25 protein-coding genes and 1 pseudogene are annotated in these 23,188 nt (G+C 54.5%); 1 reads left to right on the top strand and 25 read right to left on the bottom strand.

The window, feature by feature from the left end:
- Positions 1-80: 80 nt before the first annotated feature.
- Positions 81-584, bottom strand: a complete 504-nt coding sequence (locus B5G43_RS08760) for a S26 family signal peptidase (RefSeq protein WP_087260328.1) — start codon at positions 582-584, stop codon at positions 81-83.
- A gap of 484 nt (positions 585-1,068) precedes the next feature.
- Here B5G43_RS08760 and B5G43_RS17070 point away from each other — a divergent pair, with 484 nt between their 5' ends.
- Positions 1,069-1,968 (top strand): hypothetical protein, encoded by a 900-nt coding sequence (locus B5G43_RS17070; protein ID WP_143382847.1) that lies wholly within the window; start codon positions 1,069-1,071, stop codon positions 1,966-1,968.
- 344 nt (positions 1,969-2,312) lie between these two features.
- Here the strand turns inward: B5G43_RS17070 and B5G43_RS08750 are convergent, their stop codons facing one another.
- The 24 genes and pseudogenes from B5G43_RS08750 to B5G43_RS08645 all read right to left on the bottom strand — a co-directional run bounded on the left by B5G43_RS08750 (position 2,313) and on the right by B5G43_RS08645 (position 23,178).
- The gene (locus B5G43_RS08750) at positions 2,313-3,191 is read right to left on the bottom strand and encodes a DUF4261 domain-containing protein (RefSeq protein ID WP_087260325.1); all 879 of its coding nucleotides are present in this window, start codon (positions 3,189-3,191) and stop codon (positions 2,313-2,315) included.
- Positions 3,188-3,901, bottom strand: coding sequence for a hypothetical protein (locus B5G43_RS08745; protein WP_087260324.1), 714 nt, complete (start codon positions 3,899-3,901; stop codon positions 3,188-3,190). The genes B5G43_RS08750 and B5G43_RS08745 overlap by 4 nt, the downstream gene beginning before the upstream one ends.
- Positions 3,902-3,912: 11 nt before the next feature.
- Positions 3,913-4,692 (bottom strand): hypothetical protein, encoded by a 780-nt coding sequence (locus B5G43_RS08740; RefSeq protein WP_087260321.1) that lies wholly within the window; start codon positions 4,690-4,692, stop codon positions 3,913-3,915.
- A 27-nt stretch (positions 4,693-4,719) separates the two neighbouring features.
- Positions 4,720-5,364, bottom strand: a complete 645-nt coding sequence (locus B5G43_RS08735; protein WP_087260318.1) for a DUF3885 domain-containing protein — start codon at positions 5,362-5,364, stop codon at positions 4,720-4,722.
- 14 nt (positions 5,365-5,378) lie between these two features.
- Complete coding sequence (locus tag B5G43_RS08730) at positions 5,379-5,738, bottom strand: hypothetical protein (RefSeq protein ID WP_087260317.1); 360 nt, start codon at positions 5,736-5,738, stop codon at positions 5,379-5,381.
- An 18-nt stretch (positions 5,739-5,756) separates the two neighbouring features.
- The gene (locus tag B5G43_RS08725) at positions 5,757-6,278 is read right to left on the bottom strand and encodes a hypothetical protein (RefSeq protein ID WP_087260314.1); all 522 of its coding nucleotides are present in this window, start codon (positions 6,276-6,278) and stop codon (positions 5,757-5,759) included.
- A gap of 4 nt (positions 6,279-6,282) precedes the next feature.
- Positions 6,283-7,002, bottom strand: a complete 720-nt coding sequence (locus B5G43_RS17545; protein ID WP_204244496.1) for a hypothetical protein — start codon at positions 7,000-7,002, stop codon at positions 6,283-6,285.
- A complete protein-coding gene (locus B5G43_RS08715; protein WP_087260309.1) occupies positions 6,992-7,741 on the bottom strand; it encodes an SMI1/KNR4 family protein in 750 nt (249 codons plus the stop codon). The genes B5G43_RS17545 and B5G43_RS08715 overlap by 11 nt, the downstream gene beginning before the upstream one ends.
- Before the next feature lie 25 nt (positions 7,742-7,766).
- On the bottom strand, positions 7,767-8,201 hold the full coding sequence (locus tag B5G43_RS08710; RefSeq protein WP_087260307.1) for a hypothetical protein: 435 nt from the start codon (positions 8,199-8,201) through the stop codon (positions 7,767-7,769).
- 16 nt (positions 8,202-8,217) lie between these two features.
- Entirely contained in the window at positions 8,218-9,423 is a 1,206-nt protein-coding gene (locus tag B5G43_RS08705; protein WP_242960513.1) for a hypothetical protein, read from the bottom strand.
- Positions 9,347-10,210, bottom strand: coding sequence for a CbrC family protein (locus tag B5G43_RS08700; protein ID WP_087260302.1), 864 nt, complete (start codon positions 10,208-10,210; stop codon positions 9,347-9,349). The genes B5G43_RS08705 and B5G43_RS08700 overlap by 77 nt, the downstream gene beginning before the upstream one ends.
- A 15-nt stretch (positions 10,211-10,225) precedes the next feature.
- Positions 10,226-15,838 (bottom strand): DUF2185 domain-containing protein, encoded by a 5,613-nt coding sequence (locus B5G43_RS08695; protein ID WP_087260300.1) that lies wholly within the window; start codon positions 15,836-15,838, stop codon positions 10,226-10,228.
- Positions 15,839-15,853: 15 nt separating this feature from the next.
- Entirely contained in the window at positions 15,854-15,904 is a 51-nt protein-coding gene (locus B5G43_RS18135) for a DUF6547 family protein (protein ID WP_343214418.1), read from the bottom strand.
- 71 nt (positions 15,905-15,975) lie between these two features.
- Positions 15,976-16,824, bottom strand: a complete 849-nt coding sequence (locus B5G43_RS08690; protein ID WP_087260297.1) for a hypothetical protein — start codon at positions 16,822-16,824, stop codon at positions 15,976-15,978.
- A gap of 127 nt (positions 16,825-16,951) precedes the next feature.
- Positions 16,952-17,521, bottom strand: coding sequence for an RNA 2'-phosphotransferase (locus B5G43_RS08685; protein WP_087260295.1), 570 nt, complete (start codon positions 17,519-17,521; stop codon positions 16,952-16,954).
- Positions 17,522-17,537: 16 nt separating this feature from the next.
- Positions 17,538-18,506 carry a hypothetical protein gene (locus tag B5G43_RS08680; protein WP_087260293.1) on the bottom strand — a complete coding sequence of 323 codons (969 nt, stop codon included), beginning with the start codon at positions 18,504-18,506 and terminating at the stop codon, positions 17,538-17,540.
- A complete protein-coding gene (locus B5G43_RS08675; RefSeq protein WP_087260292.1) occupies positions 18,503-19,168 on the bottom strand; it encodes a hypothetical protein in 666 nt (221 codons plus the stop codon). The genes B5G43_RS08680 and B5G43_RS08675 overlap by 4 nt, the downstream gene beginning before the upstream one ends.
- Before the next feature lie 9 nt (positions 19,169-19,177).
- Positions 19,178-19,867 carry a hypothetical protein gene (locus B5G43_RS08670; protein WP_242960512.1) on the bottom strand — a complete coding sequence of 230 codons (690 nt, stop codon included), beginning with the start codon at positions 19,865-19,867 and terminating at the stop codon, positions 19,178-19,180.
- Positions 19,868-19,869: 2 nt separating this feature from the next.
- Entirely contained in the window at positions 19,870-20,178 is a 309-nt protein-coding gene (locus B5G43_RS17800; RefSeq protein ID WP_343214417.1) for a hypothetical protein, read from the bottom strand.
- Positions 20,164-20,598 (bottom strand): annotated as a pseudogene (locus B5G43_RS17795) (immunity 51 family protein); the annotation flags it as partial. The pseudogene B5G43_RS17795 and the gene B5G43_RS17800, both read right to left, overlap by 15 nt.
- A gap of 23 nt (positions 20,599-20,621) precedes the next feature.
- Complete coding sequence (locus tag B5G43_RS08660) at positions 20,622-21,080, bottom strand: C-GCAxxG-C-C family protein (protein WP_242960511.1); 459 nt, start codon at positions 21,078-21,080, stop codon at positions 20,622-20,624.
- Positions 21,068-21,937 (bottom strand): NADAR family protein, encoded by an 870-nt coding sequence (locus B5G43_RS08655; protein WP_087260288.1) that lies wholly within the window; start codon positions 21,935-21,937, stop codon positions 21,068-21,070. The genes B5G43_RS08660 and B5G43_RS08655 overlap by 13 nt, the downstream gene beginning before the upstream one ends.
- 10 nt (positions 21,938-21,947) lie before the next feature.
- Positions 21,948-22,547, bottom strand: coding sequence for a hypothetical protein (locus tag B5G43_RS08650; protein ID WP_087260286.1), 600 nt, complete (start codon positions 22,545-22,547; stop codon positions 21,948-21,950).
- A gap of 31 nt (positions 22,548-22,578) precedes the next feature.
- Positions 22,579-23,178 (bottom strand): hypothetical protein, encoded by a 600-nt coding sequence (locus B5G43_RS08645; protein ID WP_087260284.1) that lies wholly within the window; start codon positions 23,176-23,178, stop codon positions 22,579-22,581.
- Positions 23,179-23,188: the final 10 nt, after the last annotated feature.

The following is a 23,188-nucleotide window of genomic DNA, read 5'->3' as shown; positions in this document are numbered from 1 at the left end:
AAGTCTCCGGGCGCCCATACGCCCGGGGACAGAATGCGCCGGCCTGCTCCGACCGGAACGGATCTACTCCCTTTCTTGCCTCAAAATATCAGCCTCCCCCAGATTATTTCGCCCGTGATGGGCCCGAAAGCCCGGGAATCCCGGGAATTTCCCCGATTGTCCCCCAGCACATAGTACTCGTCCTCCCCCAGGGTGATGGCGGTCCCCCAGTGGTCCACCGTATCCCCGGGTCCAGCCACGATCCGTTTGATATACGAAAACTTCTCATCCGGCAGACGGAATGTCACAATGTCCCCCACCTCCGGGTCCTGCACCCCGACGACCACATGCCAGCTGTACTCCTGCAGCGTGGGCAACATGGACGGCCCGATTACGAAAGTAATTCGCACCCCGCTGATCATGATGGCGCAGACAATCACAAGCGCGATGGCCAACTCGACATAGTTCCGTACTGTGTTTCGATCATCGCCGATTCTTCTCATGGTTCCCTCCTGTTCCTTTCCGTTCCAGACATACACATAGAAATCCGCGGCTCTCCGGTCCACAGCAGTTCCGGAGGTCCTCTCTTTCCTCTCGTCTGACATTCTGTTTTTTTCAGGGAAGGTTCCGTTTTTTTCGAATCAGCTCCAGACGCAAAAAAGCGCCGGACCCTGCGGTCCGGCGCTTTCTGATTGCAATTTGGCAATTTGTGGTCATCCCACTCCAACCTGGTCGTTTGTCCAACCATTTTGACCACAAGCTGCTCGACAATTCTTTTTCCGAAAAAGTTCGGTAAAAGTCAGAATCAAGCCAAAAACCGGGATTAAAACAGAAAATAAATAAAAAAAGAGCCCGGGGAAACGAATTTCCTCGGACTCTTTTGTGAGTCATTATTTAGGGACAATGTGCTTGTTTGCGGGGGGACAAGTACAAGGTACCCAAGGGGAATTCGTTTCTTTTAAAAAATCTTAACATCTTTGGGGTGGATTTTCAAGAGTGAATCATAAAGAAATTGTCTGCCGATAGATTTGAGTTGTCTTGCCTATAATCAGTCAGTAACTTAAATCTATATGTTTGGGAGGCAAGTCAATGTACCCACCTAAGATCCCAATGGATGGTATCTATCGAGTAAAAATTCTTGCAGTTATGCAGGATGATGTGGCCTATTATATCCGCTATGACATATCGGTTGGCCCATGTGTGGGATGGGCTACCTATATGTATCAGCAGACCGGCAAGTGGCCTCTGGTCTGGAGACTGGATAAGCACAGAGGTACCACTGCCATCCGGTGTGCACTGGATGCGCTCAATCGCGGCAGACATGCCAGGATACAATCGTTGGTGGAATCAGTGGGACATCATATATGTCTGGAGCTCCATCGTCGGATGGGCACCAGATATATAGATGTAAGGAGATCATTGCCAGCATCTGCTTATCAGGTTACTCCAGATGATATCCGTGTTGGGACTGAAGGTGGCTGGCGGCAGGGCGATCCTAACTGGCGGCACGCATTGCTGTTAGCAAACTTGTCCGGGCTGCCCGTACTTAGTAGCGACAGCCGCGAAGGTAAATCTCCCATGGTCGATTGGTGTGCCGAGCATGGTGTTATTATTCTGCCGCAGTACTTACCTGCTGGAGATTATACTTTGTCAGGCAGTAATGTTATTGTAGACCGCAAAGATAACATCCTGGAGCTCTACAAGGATTTTGCAGGATCTCAAAACAGACAATCCTATGAAAATGCCGCACTCCTTACACAAATAGCTGGTAAACAACTGGTGTATGTGATTGGTACTGCCCCAGACGATCATGTGGTACAGATTTCGGATTTATGCTGTTGGCAGTTCACAATTAAAAATCAGACTTTTATTGGGACCCACTTATACCAACAGGTATTGCGGCATCAGGCCATGTACCCACACATCAGCTTTACTTTTGTAAAGCGAGAAGAGGTCTGTCAGACAATTTGGGACACGCTCTCAGTGTGAGGCCTGTGATGAGATGTTGCCTGTCCGTACAGTAAAGTCATAAGTATTATATGCGGTATCACAAACTCATATTTTAGGTCCTCTGAGAGTAACCATTTTGATGTATAAAAGCAGATCTTTTTCACAAAAAGCATCATTAAGGTGGGAGACAGTGCCACATACAACAGCTTGATTGGTTTGGCTCAATGTTGTGAGCAGCGAGAAGTCTGTCTGCTGTTTTAACAACAGGTCACAACTGCATGAGCCAAAAATACGCAGCATGATGGCGCAAGTCAAAAAGCAATATGCCCCTACTCTTTTGTATATAAGAAAAGCATCCCTATCTGCTCCAAACGCACTATATTTTACCGCTGCCCAGCAGCAAATTCTCCCATATGGATGTCCAACACTCCTCTGGGCGGCTGGATCAGGGCATCCTCATACTGGCACTTCCACTGGATTTCCCGACTCATTTGGCCATCCGCTACGCCGTCTACCGTTTCCCCATCCTTAATAGGGTTGTCATGCTCCAGAATATAGGATGCCACATTGTAGGCATGGTTTACCACCCAATTGGGGTCCATGTCGTGGAAGTGGTACTGGAGATCCGGCAGGAACAGGGTACTCATGCCCACCGTATCGATGAGCATATCCTCGGTACCCTCAATGTTGAAGAAACGGACATTGACGCCAAAACGGATGAACCGATCTGAGCCTTCGATCTGATGGGAACGCACATCCTCCGCTAGTAGGAGCTTGCCGCAGTTCTGGAAATAGAACGCCTCACAGGTGGGGTACAGCTCCGCAAGGGCCTCCACAAAGTCGGCATCCAGGTTGGCCCGCTCCAGTGCCGGAAGCGCCGCAGCCAGCATATCGGTGGCCACCACCTGATACCGGCACTCCCGGAAAATCCGCTCCCGGTCCTCCTGGCAGTCCCACATCTGACTCATCAGGAAGGCGTCAAAGCCTTTACCCTTGAATTTATCGCATTTCATTACCATCAGCTGCACCGGGCATTTGCCATCCTGAAATTCCGCGATATGATCCAGGGCGGCAAAGCCGGCCATCTTTTTATCACGGCAGAAACACTCTACAGCGCCAATGTGCTTTTCCATTACAGCGGTCATTTCGTCCTTGTCCGGCATATCCACCGGCTCTTTGAACAGCATCTGAATGAGATAGGGGCCACCAGGCTGGTGGCCTTTTTTGTCATTCAGGTTTTGCTGGAACACTTTATTGCTCATACTTGTCCCTCGCTTCTCCTGATGGCATCCTCGATCTGCCTGCTGGCGGCATCCATGTAGAGATACACCCCATCCCGGTCGCAGTGGTACAGGTTTGAGTAGCTCGTACTCTCATTGGGGCGGATAGGGTTAGGTTCCACCACCTCAGTGGCTTCCAGCAGACCGACACCCAATTCTGCCGCAGCGACAAGTGCCTTTTTCAGCACCGCAAGCTGCCCATCGCTCCAAACTCCCTCCAGATCTTCCAGCACCTTTGGTTCCTGCTCCAGATCCCGGAGGAGCTGTGTGACCTGATCCCGAGACAGGTACACACCGGAGCAGTAGTTTTCGATGATCTGATTTTCTGCCGGATTGGGAAAGGCTGTTGGCACCACCTGCGCCCATGGGGTGAAGTACCGGACATATTCCGGCTTCTCCTCCATCAGAAGGGAAAAACTGCTCCCTCTAGTGTAATAGTAGTCCCGGAAGAAGCCTTGGATCACCGCAATGTAAAAGCCATGGCTCTTATCAAATAACTCATCAGGCTCTGTCTCCGCCCCGACTCGCAGGGTGTCCAGATATTTTTCCGCGTAGAAATCCTCCATTCCGTGCTGCGCGGCAAGGGCCATCACCTTTTCCTCCTGCCCCTGCTGTATCCAGGTAAGCGGGGTGAAATACCATTCCCGCATTTCTTCCGGTGAAATCGGGTGAAAACTTACATCATATCCCATAAAATCTCTCCTCAGTAATCCAGCAAAATGGGCACCTGCTGTTCCTCGGCAAACCGCATGGCACGCCAGAACATGGAGAAGGCAAACTTGGCAAGGGATTGGGTGTCATACTGGGTGTGTTCCGGGATGTCCGCCTTGCTATACTGTCCATTCGGGCCCACGGTTCCGTCTACCGGGTATCCCTCCGTGTCTGCCCAATCAAGGATGGTATCCTCATCGGCCTGCCACGCCAGCTGGTTCAGCTTCTCCAACTCCTTCCGCAGACCGCCCAGGGTGGCGATCATCGCCTGATCATCGGTGGGCAGAGGCGCCTGAAATAAGAAGGAATCCGCCAGAGGCAGCCACCAGGTAGCCCCACGGAACAGGGACCACACCCGCTCCTCATCTGATCCAAGGCGCGCGACCAGAGGATGCTCTCCGAAGTTCCAGTCCTTTTCCACGGTGGGGGGCACCGGCTCATCGTATGTATGGCAGGCGGCCACCAGCAGCATAGCGCCGAAGGCATCCCAATCCGGCTTGTCGGTGTAATAGGGCTTCTCATTGTCCTCCGGCCAGGGAGTGTAGGGGGGCTGGCCCGGCTGAGAAATGGCGCTCAAGATCTGATCCCGCCAGTTCTCCACCGCCGCCTGGATTTCAGCTGGAGACATTTCTTCCTCGTTATCAGCAGCTTCTCTATCCGGCGTAATCCGGTTAAAGGCGTATCCGTTTTCCTCCGCCCACTGCTGAACAACGGTTTTCCAATTGTGAGCATAGTACCGGGTCAATGTTCCGGCGTAGATATCAAGTCCCATAGTGATGCCTCCTTCTCTGTTATGCGGTCATCCTTTTGCTGGAGCGAACAGCCTGTCGATTTTCTCCAGATCGTACTTCAAGATCCAGCCATGAAACTGATGGTAAAGCGGCAAAAGCAGTTCTCTGGAACTGCCCAGCACATCCAGCCCCCGGTCATCGTACAGGTGGTAGAGGAACGGTCCCGGCCCTGTCAGATAGACGCTGGACACAAAGCCGCTCCAGCCTCCGATATCCCCCAGAATGATTTCCTGTAGAAGTTGCTCCGGCTGAAAGGTAATCCCGCTGAGATCCCAGTAAAACTGCACTTGTGTATGGGTATCCCCATCTTCATCCTGCTCTATGGCCGGAAGTTGCTCATCGGGAACCGGGAGTCCCATTCGCTGCCGGATAACTGTCAGCAGGGACTCGGCAGGTTCTTCATCGGGATACCCGTCGATCCGCAGAAGGTCCGGCACTGCCGGAAGTGCCTGATAGATTGCGGCGGCCCGGTTCAGCGCCCCCTGAACATAGGCGGGGTTGGTTTTCAGCTTCGCCGCACTCCTGTCCAGATAAATTGGTTCCTCCCCGCCGATTTCAAACCGGATGCCCACCGGCGCATGGTAGAACAGAGGGTGCTCCAGCCCAGCCATGCCCAGATCATGTAAAATGTGTTTAAACCGCTTTGCCAGCATGGTATCCCTCCGTCTTACAACATTTCATACAGCAGTGCAGCGTCGCCCTGCACCAGTTCCAGATGGGAGCGCAGCGTTTCAAGTCCGCTTTGTACCGCCTCAGTGAGTAGATCCCAGTCTGTGGCAATTTTAGCGGCCAGCTCCGGGAGGTTCTGCTCCCGCAGAGCTGCCAGCAGTTTAGACGCCAGCTCTCCCTTCAGCAGAGTGCAGTCCAGGGTTTCCTCCGTCTGGGGAGCAGGAAAACGGACATCCAAATCCAGCTCGCTCTCACACCAGTCCCAGATGGCCATATAAACCGCGCCAGAGCAGTCGCCATTGGACAGTTCCTGCCGCCGGCCGTCTTTGAGAAGATAAAAGGATGCGATCTGTGACATGGCAGTTCCTCCTGAATGTTATTCCTTTTCCATTAACCCTTCGGCCTGCATCCGGATCACATAGAAGGCCCGCACCCAGTCCAGTTCTTGCTCCATGGATTCCTCCAAAGGCAGCAGGCGGCGCTTTCCCAGCCTGCGGTCCAGGAGGGCAAAGATGCGGACAAGAGGATTCTTGCTGACAAGGCTTTTCTCGATGCTCTGGTTGTCAAATTCGTGAAACGCCTCATAGAAAAAACCGTTGTCAAAACAGCCGTCGCTCAGCGTCCCTTCATGGGCCAGCCGGAAGGGGGCCTTCGGGTCGACCTCTCCGACACCCTCCCGCCGCAGGGCCTGATATCTGTTCCAATAATGCTGTTCATAGGCATAGTAGTTGCTTCGCAGCACCTCCACGCCGTCCAATCGAATGGCCGCCCGGCCTGTTTGGTCATGGCTTTCCCAGTAGCTGGTGGCAAAATACTGGATGCGGCCCCGGAGCGCCGGGCACAGGTAATCATTCTCCAGTTTGTTCCGCATTCCGCTCCAAGTGGATACGCCTGCCATATCATCACTCCTTTTGATATCGTGACATTACGGACTGCAACCGCTCCAATGATACTCGCGCTTCTTTCCACCGGCCATTCTCTGTATCGCAGCATCGGAGGAGCAGAGCGTCGCTTCTCCAGCGGACAAACTCGATATCGTCAAACCGGGTATTGTCCGGGTCAACGATGTGCCGCAGATCCAGCCAATGCTCCGGGGGCTGGGGCTGGAGCGGACAGGAAAAGTCCAGCACGATAGTGGAGTAGGGACAGGCCCAAATGCAGCCGGTGACAGCTAGCAGATCAGCGCCAGGGTCATAGTCCGCGCCGGTCCAGATGAATACTTCCTCGGCTTTCTGCCCCTCCTCCGGGTGGACACAGGCAGGGACATAGTGCATCTCCTGTCCGCTCTCCACCTCCAGGACGCTGTATCCATACAGTTCGGTGCGGAAGATCAGATAGTACTTTCCGTTGCGGTGGCGAAACAGGGAACAGAATTCACCATCCGTGTCCAGATTACGCCAAACATACCGCACCTTGCCCTCATTGTCCAGCAGTTCGCTTTCACTGCCGCAGAGATGTAGATCGCCGTCATAGATGTAGGTTTTGGAGCGGATGGAATATCCATCCGTCAGCGAAAACTGCTCGTCTTGCTGAGGAGATCGGTTCTCCGGTGCAAACACAGCATTATACTGCGCCCGCCAGTCCCGATAGCGTTTTTCATGGACGATATTTTCAGTGCTCATTGAGATACCTCGCCAGTTTCTTCTCCAGCAGTTCTGCCATATCATTGCAGAGGCGCTTTACCTTGTCCTGCTCATGGGCGTAGTACCAGATGGTTTCCTCTCCGGGACGGAGCAGAAGTTGGTCGCCGTCCGCTTCTTTCCAGAACTCGCCCAGCACACAATACCGCTCTCCATGGATGGTCAGATCAAACATCCCGACAAGGGAAAGGATCACGCCTGTGGACGCCTGGATGCCTGCGGTCAGCAGGAAGAACTCCCGCACCTGGGACGGGAGCGTGAAGTCCAGCGCCCTTTCTCGGCCTGCGATTTGCGCCTCCGTGGCGGCAGGCTGGATCTCATCAGTGGGGTCCAGCACCTTTGCCAACGCCTTGGAGAACTTGGGGTAGCGTCGAAACAGCTCCGGGTTGTCGGCCTTGAATTTCGCTTGCTTTTCCCGCTGTACTTGCTTCTGTTCCTCGCAGAAAGCGTCCAGCTCCGCCAGATACCGCTCCTGGTAGAGATTGCTGGCCTCAAATGCTGTGCCGCTCTTTTCCAGAATGGCGATAGCTCCCTTTTGGCTGCCAAACACCGGGACCCACTGAAAACCGTGTCGGCAGGGCTTCAGTTTCAGAAATTCACCCCGACTCAGCAGGGCTTCCAACTCCGTCTCATGTTCGTCCCACCAGCTCCTCCAGGTTTCGGGAGTTTCCCGCCCCTCGACCAAGTCCAGGAGTTTTACTGTCAATGATTCTTTGTTCATAGGTGTCCACGCTCTTTCTCCGCCATTACGATACTTGTGATTCCATGACTTCGCCATTATCGTTGATATAAGTGTAATGAATAAAATCCTCGTCCACAAGCAACAGGTATGGACTGAAAACTTCCCATGCATCATGATCGCTCATGATGTCAGAATACTTGCCAAATACATAAATCTGAAATAATGCGTCAGTTCCCATTAAGAAGCACAAGTAGACATTTCCATGGGGATATGGGCAAACTTCTTGGATCGCCAGCTGCCCCGGCTGCTCAAAATTGAGTTTTGAGATAAAGGTTTCAATTTTGAGCGCTTCAGCTTCATCCGCGTATCGGTATTTTTGAGAAAAATGTTCAATGCTTTTTGTAAGACGGTCCTTGTATTGCTGTATCTCTGCTCTTTTCTGCCTTTTCTTGAGCTGCGCTTTTTTCTGAGCCAATAGTTCTTTCCTCTCATGATCCATAGGTCACTTCTCCGTTTCAGAGGGCGCAGGAATAGATGCTCATGGCCCCGTAATCGGTGTGCAGGACAAGCCCACTTTGGGTAAAGGCAAAATTCACCTGCCGCACTACAAAGGGGTCATCAATGGTGGCCAGCAGTTGGCCGTTGCCGGTATCCCATACTTCTATGGGGGAGCTGCCACGATCCTGCTGAACAGCCATCAGACTGCCCCTTGTCCTCACCGCGCAGGTATCCGAAAAACTCAGCCCCTGCCGGACAGAAAACGGGAAAGGATTGGCTATCTCCTCTCCGGTCTGAGTCAGATAGAACTTGCCGCCCACCGAGAAGCACTGGTCATCCGGAGAGAAGAAGGGATGCCGTCCCGCATTGGAGATCACTGTTTTTTGGGCGGACTTCAAATCGACCAGCACATACTCACCCTCGGTGACGCGGTAAGCCGCTTTGCTCTGCCGGGGAGAGATCATTCCAAAGCAGTAGTAGGCAAAATCCGGGTCTTTTGACTTCTTGCATTTTACCGTTTCCCGCCGCACCTCCGTGTTGCTGACAAAGTCAAAGACGACGATCTCCTCGCCTGTGTACCACAGGGCCAGGTCGCCGCTGGCATCCAGCATGGTCTTCATGCTGTTTTTCTTGTTGGCAAAGGGCGTGACCTCATGGGTGCGGAGTGAGAACTGCTCCAAAAGATAGCTGTTGTTCAGAAGAAGGGTGTCATTGGGGCAGAGGACCTGCTCATAGGTCATCCGCTTGGCACCCAGAGAGACCGTTTCAAGGATCTCCCCGCTGCCATCGAAGTGATAGAGGGTCTCGTCCTCAAAATCTCTGACCACCCTTGTCAGGAAGAAGTCATCCCGTGTGAGAGCGGCAGCCAGGGGCATGAAACCGTTGCTGTCCTTGCCGACAAACCGATGGCACCGCGCCTGCCCAACAGCGGCATCCGGATTCTGATAGACAAATCCTTTTCGCATCTGGCCCATCATGGCGCTAGCCGCCTTGCTCTTGACCTGGTAAGCGGAGTCGCACAGGATCTCCTTGACCTTCCCGCCATTCAAGCAGGTTCGGACGGCATGTCCGTCAATTTCAATTCGCCACTGCTTATTTGTAGCGGGGTTGAGGAAGGTTTTTTCCATTGGCGCAGGCACCTCCTTCTCAATCAAAATCCATCCAGACCAGATGTTTTCCGCAGTGGAGGCACTGGAACAGATAGCATTGCAGATGCCCGCCATTGACGGATTCCTGAATCATTTCCTTATGTTCGTCATCCCACATTGGATCGTCCAGCACATCCTCCAGCACACCCAGCGCCCGCAGTTCTCTGGCACCCACATGGCCCAGATAGGCGCAGTAGTCGCCGCAGTGGGCGCGCCAGTATTCCTGCTGCCAGCCACAGTAGCCAGGAGTTCGGTGGATCAGCTCGTCCAATCGGGCCGGGTCCTCCACGCCATCGTCCACGGAGCAATCGTCCTGGAAGCTGCCGTCGTATTTCCGGGACGCCTCGCCGCTGGAGATACACTCCGGGCACAGGCACTCAATATCCTCCACAGCGTAAAAGGGGCCTGTATAGAAAATGTGGGTCGTCTTGCCGCAGCAGTCGCAGGCAACGCCATCCGCGGACTCCTCAAAAGCGCCGGTTTCCAGCGGATTGGGGTGATACCGGAAGGTGGGCAGGCCCAGCTGGGCCTGCCGCTCCTTCTCTTTCTGCTTTTCCTCCAGCGTTTTGGGCTTGGGGAGGGCATAATGATTACCCCAGTTTTCCGCATAGTCCTTCAGCATGCCCAGCCGCTTGAGTGTCTTTTTATCGGAACGATTTCCGATTTGGCAGAGCAGTTCGTAGGCATCCTTCTTGAAGTCCAGCAGATCATACACATCCACCAGCATCTCTTTGGCCTGTTTGTCTTCCGACTGCTCCAGTTTCTCCTTGAAGGTATAGAGAGAGCGGACACTGTCTGGATTTCCTTTTGTCTCTCGAAACTGCTTTTGGAGTTCAATATATTGCTTCAGGTATTCGTTCATAGTCAAAATCTCCCATCAATCCCACCAGAGATACCAGACAGTGGACTGCCGCAGCACATCAGCCAAAGCGCCCACGGTGGCGTCTTCCGGTCCCTGGTCGATGACATCGGGGCAGAAGCCATACAGCTCCACCGCCACATCCATGGTCTTCTCCTTGGGGACGGGGGCCGGAAGCAGGAACTCCAGCTCATCGTGGCTCATGGCGGCAGGAACTGCGCCGTACTGCTCGAACCAGTATTTGGCCGCAGCCATCAGATCCGGTGTGTCGGGGCAGTCGTTCCAGTTTCCGAAGGGCAGGTATGCGAAGATCTCCCAGGGATTCTTCACCGGGATCTTGGCCAGGATGAGCGGATAGGTCATCTCCGTATCATCATCCCAGTAGCTGGAGAAGCGGTCGTTTGGTTCTCCGCCCTCCATCTCGCCCAGGATCTCCTCCTCCCAGTCCATATCATCGTCCTCGGCTTCTTCCTTGCGCTGGCCGGTCAATTCCTCCAAAACCGCCTTTCCGTCCTTGACGGGGGCAGAGAGTATCTTTTTCCGGTACTCCATTACAGTTTTGAGGTCAAATTCGTAAAAGTCCGAATCATTCTCCGGGTCGGCGTTCATCACCAGACACTCCAACAGCGTTTCGTCATCCGCCTTGATGAGCACCGGCACAAAGCCTTCTTTGACACTTTCCCGTTTGGCATAGCTGTATGCCGACATGATGGGATCATCGTCCTTCATGGAGGGGAAATAGGTGCATTCACAGTCCAGATACTCCATCAACGCCTCAGCCAGTTCGGAGGGTTCCAGCGTGTCCTCGTCGAAGTCCTGTCCCTGCCAGTTGGTGAAGCGTTCCTCGATCACCTTTGCCATGGCCTGGTAGTAGTCCTCGTCAAATGGGATGAACAGTGGGGCCTTAAACTGGAACTCATCGGAATAATACTTTTCTGGGCCGAGATATTCCAAGGCATAGTTTTCAATGTCACGGGGGAAATTTGGACTATCAGGTTCGCCATAGTAGTAAGAAGTAAATGCTCGCCCAACCTTATTGAACATCGGAACCATAATCTGCCCGTTCAGTTTGTCCCGAATAAACGCCCGCAGATCCACACTGGCAGGGTCGGCTTTGACCTGTTTGGCCACTTCGCCGTATTCGTTCAGAAAGTCCTCGCCCATCAGATCATGCTCTATGCACCAGCGGAGGTAAATGGCAAAGAGGTTATAAGCATTTATGGGGTCAACGGGCAACCCCTTCTCCTCAATACTCTCGATATGATAGGAGACATCGTCCATCTCACCGTCAAAATCATTATTGGAAAGAGTGCCACGAGTGATAGCATCCTGACGATCAGGCTCCACCACAAAGCTGATGCCGTTCATTTTGTCCAGCAGGGCGTCCGCATCATGGGCCAGCTTATATTCCAATTCATCCCGGTAGAGGGGGATCACCTGATAGAAGTTGACCTCCTCGCCACTCGGCAGGATGCAGACCTCGCTGCCATCTTCGGTATCCTGGGGACCGGTCAGCATGGCGGCGCACAGCTTTGTGTCCTTTGCAAAGTCATCCTCATTGTCCATGGTATGGCCAAAGCCCAGCCAGGTATCGCTGGCAATGGGCAGGCGAGCCAGGGTTTTCAGCAGGCGGATGGGCCAATACCACCGCTCATTCTTCAGGTCCTCATGCTTCAGCTTCCAGTTCCCTGGCAGCGCGATAGCAAGCTCCGCCCGCTCCAGCTTGTATTCGGCCAGTTCCTCCGGCACATTCATCCGGTGGGCACCCATGCCCATGGTTACCAGGGTGTAGTAGTCCCGCTCCTCGGAGGGCGGCACCACGCAGATATCCACATGGATATCCGGCGAAGACAGCTCATGGAACACATTCTCGAACTTGCCGAAATACTGCTGGATATGCCCCTCGACGGCTTCCATTTCTTCCTCGGTGTAGACCGCGGGAACACCGGTTTCTTCATCCTCGGGCGCTTCACCGTCCCGGTCATCCTCATCTCCGTCATCGTCGGGGTCACCGTCCGATGACGCCCAGGAGATTTTCAGGGTCATCTGCTCCTCCGGCAGTCCGACGCCAGGGCTGCGGGTGATGGTGTGCTTATCGTCTGCCGCAAAGCCGATGGTCTCCCCATCGTGGAGTTCCACATCGTTCTCCAGCACATAGGACACAAGGCTGGCCAAAAAGTCCCGCAGATCGCTCGGCTTGGCATCGGTACCCAGTACCTCCATCTCGTCTTTGCCAAACACATCCAGACCGTAGGTGTAGCCGTTCATGCCATTCTCATCCCGCCAGAGGCCGAACCAGATCCAGTTGAAGATGGGCAGCTCGTCTTCCTGCATCATGTCGGCAAAGCCCTCATAGAACCGAGGCTCAAACACCACGCCGCTGGTGTAGATGCCGGTGGCATATTCCTGGCGGCAGCAGGCGGTAACCACCTTGGTGAACAGCTTGCCCTTTTCCAGAAGGTCTTCCTCTTTGCCCAGCACTGCTACCATCAGGTGGGCACGGTGCTCTTTGGCTACCTTGACCGCATCCTCCCACATATAGTTGTTTTCCGCGTTGCCCTCGGCCTCGCCGCCGGGGATGGGGTAGGTCGCCAGGCTGACAGCGGCAAGTATGTCGCCCACTTCGAATACCAGCGCGTCGTCATCCTTCTCCTCGCTGGCGTCGTATTCATCCACGGCAATGTCCCACTTTTCTTTCATGTCCCGGATGAACTGCTCTTTATCCCATTCTGCCTTGGACAGCAGCACAAAGCCGGTGAAGACGCCTGTGTGGTCACTCTCGTCCTCGGCCTCTGCCTCGGCCCGCTTTGCGATCTCTTTCTGGCACTCCTGAATCACTATCGGGGCATCCTCGTCTTCCGGATCCAGCTCCGCCCACCGCTGGGCGTAGGGGATGGCCTTTTCCTCCTGACCATAGAGATACTGATAGGCATACGCCATCCGCATATTCCATTGGGCCTTATCCTGTCCTTCCTCCCGGACGGACTCCAGCACCTCGATGGCTCGGCGCAGGGCCTTATCTCCCTTATAGTTAGGAGTACCCTCGTCGTGGTCCCCAATGATGGCATAGTTCTCCAGCGCCCGTGCCATGGCGTAGGCAATGCGGTAGTTCCGCCAATCCTCCGGGATGGCATTCAAGGCCTGGATGCAGCGGGTGTACTCGTCCTCGTCGTTCCACTGCTCCAGCTGGTGGAAGAATTCTTCTTCGTTCTGCGGGGTGTAAGGGATATAGTCCATGCCCTTCAGCGTCTCGTCCAGCTCGGGGACCTGATCCTCATCGTCCGGTTCCTCCTCGGACGGCGTTTTCAGGTTCACTGTGCCTGCCTCCCGGCGGAAAGTGTGGAAGCTGGCCCATGGGATCTCACTGTCCTCGAAGAACTTCTTTGCCATCTGGAGCACCGTTCGGATGTCCCAGGCGATGAAGTCCACATAGCCGCAGAAAAGGCCGGTGGCTCCGCCGATGAGGGTGAGAACCTCCGGGCCGTCGCCGGTGGTGAACACTTCTTCCAGCTTGTCCCGGAAGTCGAAAATCTTATCCGTTCCTTCCTCCTCCCGCAGAGTATCCAGAGGATAGCAGAAGAAGCCCGCCACCGCGCCGTCGGCATGGAGAGCGTCCATGAAGTCATTGTCGGCATCCAGATAGCCGTTGATGAGCGGCACGCAGTTGGTGGAGCCGACCATCACATCCAGCCGCCAATCGGCATCCGGGTCCTTGTTGGGTTCCATTTTGTAGCCGAGGTAGCTGTTCAGATAGGCTTCCGGGTCAGTGGAGAGATTCGCTCCCTTTTCCTTCAGCTTGTCCGGCAGCTGGGACATGGGGATGGACGGCTCTGCCCTGGGGGCCTCCAGTACATCAAAGCTGTCTATGTATCTCATGTGGGGGATCTCGCCCAACACCTGGTCGGTGAGGGTGGTGAGCATCCACCAGGCCCGGCCTTCTTCTTCCTCCAGCATGGGCAGCAGCTTTTCGCAGTAGGCGGAGAGGGCGAAACTGTTTTTGCCCTGCTGCTCCAGCCAAATCTGCACATCCTCCCCAGAGATGTCCCAGCCATCGTCGGTGCGAAGGCCGATGTTTCGGATGGGCTGACGGCCCACCAGGATGTTCCAGTGCTCCAGCACCTCCTTGGGGGCGTGCTTCTGGAAGTAAATCAGCTCAAACAGCTTGACCTTGTCACCCTCCGGGGTGAGGATCAACTCATGCTTTTCGCCATTGAAGCCCATCTCGAAGGAGATTTCGTCAAACGCCTGGTTCAAAGCTCCTTCCATTTGGGCCACGATTTCGGCGCCGCGGGTGTGGTCTTTGTCGTCGTCCATCATCTGGCGCAGCTCCGCTTCCATCTCGGCAAAGGTTTCCCACCAGTCCTCTGTCCGTTCCCGGAAGCACTCCGAGAACTGTGGCAGAGAAATGCGGTGCTCGCAGTCATCAATGAGTTTTTGGGTGTCCTCGTCTCCAGGAAGTTTCTCCAGTGCCTTGCGGAAATACGGCAATGCCCGGCCCTCCTGGTCCAGAAAGTAATAGGAATATCCCATACGGAAGTTCCAGCAGTGGTCTTCCGCAAAGTATTCCTCATGGGGCTTGAGCAGAGCGATGGCCTTTTTGAGCATCTCTTTGCCGCCTGGCTTATATGGGTCTGCCAGATTGTTATAGGCGCGGGCCAGTTCGCTGTCCATCTCCGGGGTACGCTCCCCAGCAGGGATGGCCTCCAGCGCGTCAATGATTTTCTGATATTGGCCCTTTTCATGCCACTTCTGGCACTGCTTCAAAATGTCCATATCCGGGTCCTCCTCGTCCTCATCCGGTTTCCAGTCTTTGATTTGCTGGAACACGCCATTCTCATCCCGCTCAAAGGCGCAGGGGGCGGGGGTGTTCAGCAGAGGAATGATGTCGGGATCGTCGTTGCAGATGGTGTTGAGGCCGTAGATCCCGGCGTTGTTAGGATCGTCCATGTACTCCTCGCTCTCATCACCGGCGGTGAAGCGCCAGCCGCTGTCCCAGTCGCCGTCCGGCTTCTCCCGGTAGCAGTAGCCAACCTTGCAGCCCTCCACCGTGATGCGGTTGGTGGCGATACAGCCACTGGCTTCCTCCCAGTCGGGGAGCAGATTCTTCATGTCCTCTGCCTTTACATAGTAGTCTCGGTTGCGGCCAGCGGCCTCGTACAGCTCCTTCCGCAGCGCCTCCACATCCCGAGCCATCTCCTGGATCTCCTCATCGTCCATCATCTCACTGAGGTCATATTCCAGCGGATTCTGGGCAAAATCCGCCAGGGCCTTGTTCATGGCGTCATGCTCCTCTGGCGTGGCGGTGATGCGGATGCGGCGGGAGGGGGTGTTGTACTCGTCCAGATCCTGGAGGTTCACACTGCCGCTGACGCTGCACTCCAGCAGGATGGCGGCCAGGTCGGTGACCACATCAATGGCGAAGTGAAAGTCCATCTCCACGCCATCGGAGTGTGTAAACTCCAAATACTTTACGGTCTGGCGGAAGTCCCAGTTCTGCTTGTCCAGCCCTATCTTGGCAAAAATCTCGCTGAGGGGGATCTCCTCTTTCTTCAGGTCTTCCAAAAATGCCACAAGGTTCAGGCTGTCATCCGAGCCTCCGATAAAGTTGCCCCAGTATTTGTCGATATACATCTGTCACGCCTCCTTTTATTCCGGCCACTCATCTCCGTCACAACGGCTGATGAAGTCATAGTGCAGGCTCTCAAAATAATCGTTGGAATAGGATTTGCCGTCCTAATGAAGCTCCAGCCCCTCCAATTCCAAGCAATTTACTTGCGGATCAAGCTTCCGTCATCAATGAAGGCAGCTTCCCGGATGCGCCGGAGGGATTCCGGTTCCAGCAAAAACTCCCGCAGGTTCGGGTCCTCAAAGAAGGACATGGGGCGCACCTGCGTCGGCCCGGCAACCGCCCACAGCCGCGATGTTGCCAACCGCTCCGCTGTCTGGAGCGCCTTCTCCCGTTCGCCTAAATAGAGATAGCGGGCGATTGCGTCCCGATAGGAGGAGTCAGCCATGGGCACGCCTTGAATCTCCTCAAAGAGATCTACGGCATCCATGGCGGTTCCGAACATACAGCAGTGGTTATAGAGCTTCCGCCTGGCATCGGGATCGTCTGGCGAGTGCTTCTTATTCTGTTCCACCAGCTTTGCCCAGAGCTGCTCCTTTGTCTGCGGTTCCCCCGGTTCATGGTAGGGGTAGTTCTTGTCGTTGTCCGCAAAGGGCATAAGGCCCCGTTTGAGGTAGTCCATCAGGATGTCACAGAACCGATCCCGCTGGGGGAGGCCGTTCTCAGCCCGGATGCGCGTCTGTTCCTTCGTCAGCGCCTCAATCAGTTCCTGCTCCCGGTGGAGCTGGATGGCGGCCACCGTCATGGCGATCATGTGTTCATCGCTCACATTGCTGTAATACCACTCCTCCAGCCAGGGAAGGATGGTCAGATCCAAAGCCAGAGCCTTTTCATAGTCCAGGTTGAAATATGCGGCCTCGGCCTTGACCGCTGCTACCTGATGGGGGTATTTATCAGCAAAGGATTCCAGGGTGTCCAAGGCTTCTTCTTTGCCATCCATGATCTCATAGCAGACCATACGGACTTTCTTGGGAAGTTTCACGGCATCCATTTTGACGCCTCCTTCAGCCTTTTTTCTGTAAGTAATAGGTTCCACACCGGCCCCACAGCCGGGTGCCCAGGCTTTCCTTCTCCCTCCGGCTGCAAATTACTTTCTACAATCATAACGGTTGGATAGGTCAATTCGGTGTCAATCTATCCTCCAAGCGTTTCAGGTAGGTCGCAGGAACCACCTTTGTCAGCCAGACTCCATTGGCGGACAAATAAAAGCAATATCCGTCCCGGTGCATCTGGCCGGCATCCACCAGGTAGATCACAGGTTCTCCATGCCGGCGCCCAACTTTCTCCGCTGTTTCCTGGTCCGGTGAAAGGTGGACATACAGACGGCTCCCGGAGAGCAGTCCTTGGGCCTCGATGGAGGCGGCAAACCGCCGGGCTGTTCCGTGGTACAGCATCTCCGGCGGCTCGGTCAAGGTCAGTTCCACATCTACCTGGATGGAGTGCCCCTGATTGGCCCTAATTTTTGTCCCATCCTCGCTGAAGGAATATCGCTGCTTTTTATCACTCCGCACGATTTCCTCCAGAATGTCCCGGTTGATGGGGTATTTCCTGCTGATACCCGCCAGCAGCGCATTGACATCCGCCCAGCCGTGGGTATCCAACTGGATTCCAATAACCTCCGGCTTGTGCCGAAGGATCAAGCTGATATACTTGCTGATCCTTGTGAGATCGGGTGTTGTTTCTCTCATGGTGCCCTCCGCATTCTCAAATTACATCCACCCGGATAATAGGCCGGTAGAAGTCATAGTCGCCGTTCAGTTCCTTGTCCTCCTGCACTTCCGGCTTGCAGTGGGGCGAACAGGGCAGGAAACCGAGGAAAATTCCAAGTCCGCCGCAGATGCTGCGCCCGCCATCACCTCCGCAGGTGGTAAACTGCTCAGCCTTCACAACCTCCCGCATATAGGGGTCATAGGCGATGGACAGGCCGAAGAAGTTGGGTTCCTCCATATCGAAGGGCTTGTCCTCATCCTCCGGGCTTTCAAAGTGATGCAGGTGCATGGAGTAGTCCATTCCATCCCCCCAGGGGAACAGGGTGCGGCACCCGCCGCCGCATAGATAGGCCCACTCGTCTACCGTAGGCAGTGAGAGCCCCTGCTTTTCAAGCCCGGCAAGAAGTTCATCGTAATCAGTGCGGTTATAGATACAGATCTGAAAGCCCTTTTCCGTCCGCTCAATGCGGGCTGACTGGTGCATAGTAAGGCTGTCAAGGTCGCTCCAGGCAAAATCCCGGAACTTCTTCAGCCAGTCGGGGTGGGCAGTTAGTCTGGGATCACCCATCTTGACCGGCTCCCAGCAGAGCTCCTCCAGCTCACGGCCCACCAGCATAGGGCCAATGGTTGCCTGCCGAACGGGAGCCATGCTTTCCCGGATCATCTCCTCCGGGTCCTGTTCCATCTCCCATTCCTGGAACAAATAGTCCAGTTCCTCTCGGCTGTCCTGACTGAGCCCTATGGCGAACCGTTCCCAGCCCAGGGTGACAGTATCGCCGGGAACAAAGACAAACTCCCGGCCATCTTTCTCGAATAGACCGGTGGTACAGTTCTGGCCCCAGCGATCAAAGGTATGTAGACCGAGAAAGGTCATATTATAACGAGCAGCCAGGCGTTCCATCAGCACCTGCTTCTCGGTGGTTTCCAGTTGATTGAATTGGGTGCGGGATAGTTTTTCGTTCACAGTAGTCCTCCTTCGATCCTTTCAGCGTGTTCCAGCAGATAGCGCCTGCCATCCTGCTTGGCCTGCTCCAAGTATTGCGGAAGCAAGCTGGAATGGATGGCGTCCAGAGAGACCAGAACAGCGATCCGCTGGTATTCCTGTAATTCGAGGGAATAACGGTTCCGCTCCCAGAACAGCGGAGCGAACTGTTCCACACAGTCAGGCCGCAGAGCGGGCATCGCCAAAAGAGCCCGCCGGCTCACATATTCATTGGGATCCTTTGCGAAGTCCAGGATCATGTCTTTGACTTCCTGACTGCACGGACATTCGGGCAGATACGCGGCAAACTGCCACTTGGCCTCACTCTCATTGGAGGCTGCGGCCCTGTGGCAGAGGCACTCGAACCATTGGGGATGGGAAGTGGTCTCCTGTATAACCCCCTCCGCTTCGTTGTCCCTGGCGATCAGATAGACCATCTCATCCAGTAGGACGCTGTCTGCCGTTTCTGCATCCATTTGGGTCAACACATAGCAAAAGGCACTGTAAGTATCATTCCAGTATGGATAATCGACTTCCCACTCACCGCCGAGTTCCTCGCTGGTTTTGCCAGGATAAGTGGCTTCCTGCCATTGATGGAACTTTATTGCCTGCTCCAGCAGGCGTTCACGAATGCCCTTTGCCATGTGCTCACCTCACAATTTTCCGAAATGGTCCAGATATAAATTCCGCACAGAATAAGGGCCTACAAGGTTCGTTTCCTGCCGGCCATCCCAGGAATACACATGAATTTTGCCTTCATCCCCAATGTATTGCTGATCCTCAAAGGGTGCGGGAAAGGGAAAACTCTCTACCATGCTCCAGTTGATCTTGGGTTTCAGCCCATCAAACTCCTCGCGCTTGAGCCTTTTGAAGTTAAACACCAAGGCTGCCCCAATCCCATCGAACAGCAAGTCTGCGTATTCTCTGGGGGTGATGCTCTCGTTCACATTGGTGGCATCAACATTCACATCCAGAACCTTGTTGCCGCAGTTTGTCCAGATTTTATCGGGAGAGAACCAGGTGGCGCGTTCCGCAGCGTCTGCAAAGTCCTCACGGGGATACCATCCGTTTGCGCTGTCCGGCTTGACGCCTTCCCGAAGCTGCCCGTTGTACGGGGAAAGCGGATAATATCGGTGCCGCACCGGATCAAATCGGCCAAAGGCAATTTTCAGCAGATACTTGTGCTTTTCACTGCGCATGAGCTTATGGGGCTTCACGATATGTTCTTCGATCAAACTCCAAATATACTCATTCACATGGATGGATACACGGGGGCGGCCGAATAGTGTGATTTTGTTGGTGTCTGTATCCACATTGAGCCAGACGCGATTGATCTCAACCATTTTCATTCCTCGCTTTTCAAAAACGATCCGCTATAAAATCGGCTTTCCCAGATAGCCTCAAATTCTGCTTTCTCTATCAAGCAGGCGTGGAACTCCTCGCCCCAGACATGGGCGTTCAATTCCTCCACGGTGGGGATCGGCGTAATCTCGATGGCGCCGTCGTAAAGGTCAGGGATGTTACGGGTGCGGCCATCTGCAAAGATGTCGATGGAGCGGAGGGACAGCCGCTCATTTTCGGTATCCACTTCATAGAGGATGACCGATGGTTCACCCTCCGGTACGCCCTCCCAAAAGAGCTTGATGTACTCGATCTTGCCAAGATAAGTCCGCATCGTTTTTTCATCGGCACAGGCCGCCCGGATCATTTTGGACAGTAGCATCAAATCGTCGATGTATTGGGAGTACACGCAGAACACATCTTCGTCGGAGTCGAAGTGAAACAGATCCACGCCGCTGTTATTTTCCTCAAACTCCCGGATCACGCCCCGGACAAGCCGCTCCCAGTCTCCGCTGCTTCCGGTCAATCCAAGCCGGCAGAATTCTTCTACCTGGAATCCGTCGCTGATTTTCAGCAGAAGGGAGATAGCATAGGGGTGGTGGGGAATGAGAAAGAATGGCGCGATCTGCTCCGGCTTCACCCAGATTTTGAAGGGCGGACGCGGATCGGGTATCCAGGGCAGCATCTCCCACTGGTCGTCCGGTCTGTTTCCGTATTGGGAAAAGTCTTTCATGTAATCCCTCGCTTCCCGGCACATCAGCAGCCCAGTTGTCCTCCGTTTACCGGGCGGAAGATCCTTCGGCCCGCCAGCAGTTCCTCCAGCTTTTTGGCCAGCGCCTCCACAATGGCGTGGCAGGGATTCTCAACCCCCACGATCTCCAGCTTTTGCAGCTCGACGCAGTGGAGCGTTCCATAGAAGCCCAGCATGAAGTCCGTCAATTCAGCAATCATCCCATAGCCTTCCATGTTGCTCACATCCGTCTGACCTTCTTTTGCGGTCATCAGCCCAATGATCCCCACCGCCACGGTAAAAGCACCGCAGCAGGACTGCTCAGTCTGCATCCCAAGGCCCATGACGGAGAACATTTTCCGGGTCTCCTCGGACAAATTCAGATGGTAATATTCATTGCAGGCCATGAACATCGCCTCGGCACAGGTCAGTTCCGTGCCGATGTGGTAGTGGTTGACCAGTTCATAGAGTTTCATTGTTGCCATACCATACTCCAATCGCAAAGCATTTCATTCTGTGTCACCCGGCGCAGCTCGTCCCGCACCTCCATCAGCGCAAAGCCCAGCAGGTTTTGTCCCCGCCACTTCATGGGGTCCTGGGCCTCCGGGGAGCTGGCCGCGAGGCGGATACCCCAGATGGCATCATAGGGGCTGGCCTCCACCAGCACGCTGTCCCCGGTGGAAAGGAGAAACTCCCGCAGTTCGCGGTTCTGGCTGAATTTGTGCCAGTTGCCAAGCAGCACAATGGCGTACTTGAACTTGTCCCATACCTTCTGCTCAAAGCCCCGCACCTTGCGGCCCAGAGCCTTGATCTGCTTTTGGTCGCTGCATTTCAAAATCTGGTCCCGGTTCTCTTTGTCGCCGAACAGCTCGGCCTTGGCAGCCATCATATACTGCTCCATGCAGAGGTAGGAGTCAGCCGTCGTATAGAAGTCCTCCATCCACCACTGGCTGAGGCAGCTTTTTGTCAGCTGGCCGTCCTCGGATAGCTGATGGCCCCAGAACAGGCACAGCTCCCGCTTCCGCCCGGCGGCAAACTCCTGCTGGAGCCACTGGCGGGTGTACTTTGGCCGGCCCTCCGGCTGCCACGCATCCACCAAGAAGTCACCATGCTCCAGCACCTCGCCGCTGTCCTCGTCATCCCACCAGCCCTTCCAGGTCACCGGCTCGGGAAAGAGAGTGCGGTATTCCGTCCGCTCATCCGGGGAGAGGGTGTCCAGCCAATCGCCAAATCGGTCTATGTAATCCTCCCCATAGCCCATGCGCCAGCCAATGGAGTATCGCTCGATCTCCCGGTGGGCCAGCCAAGGGGGAGGCATGATTTTCTTATCTTGTAGTGCCATATTGTTTTCCTCATTTCTCTTGCAGCTTCTTCAGCAGCTTCACGATCCGCTCCCGGTTCTTTGCGGTTTTCATGAAGGTGGGGAGATGGTCGGCCTGAGTCTTTTTCTGGCTACCCGATGGCTTTTCCCGCAGGTCGGCGCTGAGATAGCCGATCAGATAGGCAAGGTGTTCCCGGTTTAGGGCCCAGACTGGCTTACCCTGGAATGAGGTCAAAAACCACAGCTCCAGGCCGAAGTAAGGTTCTCGTCCATCCCTGATTTCGCCAATATATGAAAACGACTCCGCTGTTTTATGAACTTCTCCCGACATGGTTGTTCCACAATAGGGGCAGGCCACATGGAGAACGGAATAGTGCTGCTTTGCCTCATCTTCAATATCCACCCGATAGTACCTGCCGCAGTTTTTGCACTGGTTATGGACATCATAGCGGTAGATTTCCCGGTCGCGGGTCTCCTGATGGCCGCAGCTCAGGCACCGGAAATAGGCGTTATCATCGTCCGCTGTCACCACACCCGCCCCATGGCACTTGGGGCATTTTACCTGGATGCCGGTGGTGAAGGCGCTGTAGGCACTGTGGGTGAAATAGGGTTCATCAACGATTCGGCTCATGCGCCCACACACTCCTTTCAGGTAATTACTTTCACAGCCGAAATCGAAATGGTTTCAAATCTTTTGTTTTGATTGTCAGATCCGAAACGCTCTCTTGCAGGACATTTACCTGTTCCAAATACTCCGCAGGTGCGTGGATCTGCTCCAGATAGCCTGCATAGCGGATAATCTGATCCAGCGCCCGTTTCCTGTATTTTGCGATTTCCCCCAAATGGGAATAACTGCGACCTGACACATAGCTTGGAACATCGATAGACCGAATTGTTTCTATATCAAGCGTCCCATGCTCCTCTTTCTCAGATTTAATGGTGGCCAGCATATCTTCCGCAGAAAAACGGATGCCGCGTTCGCAGAGAAAACGCAGTTCATCAAACAGGTGGTTCGCCACAAAATGTTCAGCCAAGGGCTCAAAAATTACATCATCCTGATACCAGCCTCCGTGGGCGCAGGAGATCAGTTCACGGTAACGCTTATCTGTGATCCACTGGCGCAGTATCTCTTTGCTCCCGCGCATCCATGCGTCCAGCCGGGCTTTTGTTTCTTCGGGGCTATCATAGGCTGTTCCATAGCAGGGCAGGCCATTGGCTTTCAGCCACTTGGTCACTGCCTTGCTGAATTTCGTGTAACTCATGTGATGCCCC

The sequence above is a fragment of the Flavonifractor sp. An92 genome, assembly GCF_002159175.1.
Classification (GTDB): Bacteria; Bacillota; Clostridia; order Oscillospirales; family Oscillospiraceae; genus Pseudoflavonifractor_A.
Note: the sequence above shows the minus strand (reverse complement) of the source record. Positions and strands in the feature narration are given on the sequence as shown.

Bases quoted from the DNA above. Each gene is read 5' to 3' on its own strand.
- B5G43_RS08760 (WP_087260328.1), bottom strand. From the start codon at position 584: ATGTCAGACGAGAGGAAAGAGAGGACCTCCGGAACTGCTGTGGACCGG.
- B5G43_RS08675 (WP_087260292.1), bottom strand. From the start codon at position 19,168: ATGGCAAAGGGCATTCGTGAACGCCTGCTGGAGCAGGCAATAAAGTTC.
- B5G43_RS08660 (WP_242960511.1), bottom strand. From the start codon at position 21,080: ATGGCAACAATGAAACTCTATGAACTGGTCAACCACTACCACATCGGC.
- B5G43_RS08750 (WP_087260325.1), bottom strand. From the start codon at position 3,191: ATGAGCAATAAAGTGTTCCAGCAAAACCTGAATGACAAAAAAGGCCAC.
- B5G43_RS17545 (WP_204244496.1), bottom strand. From the start codon at position 7,002: ATGAGCACTGAAAATATCGTCCATGAAAAACGCTATCGGGACTGGCGG.
- B5G43_RS08685 (WP_087260295.1), bottom strand. From the start codon at position 17,521: ATGAGAGAAACAACACCCGATCTCACAAGGATCAGCAAGTATATCAGC.
- B5G43_RS08650 (WP_087260286.1), bottom strand. From the start codon at position 22,547: ATGAGCCGAATCGTTGATGAACCCTATTTCACCCACAGTGCCTACAGC.
- B5G43_RS17070 (WP_143382847.1), top strand. From the start codon at position 1,069: ATGTACCCACCTAAGATCCCAATGGATGGTATCTATCGAGTAAAAATT.
- B5G43_RS08695 (WP_087260300.1), bottom strand. From the start codon at position 15,838: ATGTATATCGACAAATACTGGGGCAACTTTATCGGAGGCTCGGATGAC.
- B5G43_RS08710 (WP_087260307.1), bottom strand. From the start codon at position 8,201: ATGGATCATGAGAGGAAAGAACTATTGGCTCAGAAAAAAGCGCAGCTC.
- B5G43_RS08690 (WP_087260297.1), bottom strand. From the start codon at position 16,824: ATGGATGCCGTGAAACTTCCCAAGAAAGTCCGTATGGTCTGCTATGAG.
- B5G43_RS08725 (WP_087260314.1), bottom strand. From the start codon at position 6,278: ATGGCAGGCGTATCCACTTGGAGCGGAATGCGGAACAAACTGGAGAAT.
- B5G43_RS08715 (WP_087260309.1), bottom strand. From the start codon at position 7,741: ATGAACAAAGAATCATTGACAGTAAAACTCCTGGACTTGGTCGAGGGG.
- B5G43_RS08670 (WP_242960512.1), bottom strand. From the start codon at position 19,867: ATGGTTGAGATCAATCGCGTCTGGCTCAATGTGGATACAGACACCAAC.
- B5G43_RS08735 (WP_087260318.1), bottom strand. From the start codon at position 5,364: ATGCTGGCAAAGCGGTTTAAACACATTTTACATGATCTGGGCATGGCT.
- B5G43_RS08700 (WP_087260302.1), bottom strand. From the start codon at position 10,210: ATGAACGAATACCTGAAGCAATATATTGAACTCCAAAAGCAGTTTCGA.
- B5G43_RS08705 (WP_242960513.1), bottom strand. From the start codon at position 9,423: ATGGCGGGCATCTGCAATGCTATCTGTTCCAGTGCCTCCACTGCGGAA.
- B5G43_RS08730 (WP_087260317.1), bottom strand. From the start codon at position 5,738: ATGTCACAGATCGCATCCTTTTATCTTCTCAAAGACGGCCGGCGGCAG.
- B5G43_RS08645 (WP_087260284.1), bottom strand. From the start codon at position 23,178: ATGAGTTACACGAAATTCAGCAAGGCAGTGACCAAGTGGCTGAAAGCC.
- B5G43_RS08655 (WP_087260288.1), bottom strand. From the start codon at position 21,937: ATGGCACTACAAGATAAGAAAATCATGCCTCCCCCTTGGCTGGCCCAC.
- B5G43_RS08745 (WP_087260324.1), bottom strand. From the start codon at position 3,901: ATGGGATATGATGTAAGTTTTCACCCGATTTCACCGGAAGAAATGCGG.
- B5G43_RS08740 (WP_087260321.1), bottom strand. From the start codon at position 4,692: ATGGGACTTGATATCTACGCCGGAACATTGACCCGGTACTATGCTCAC.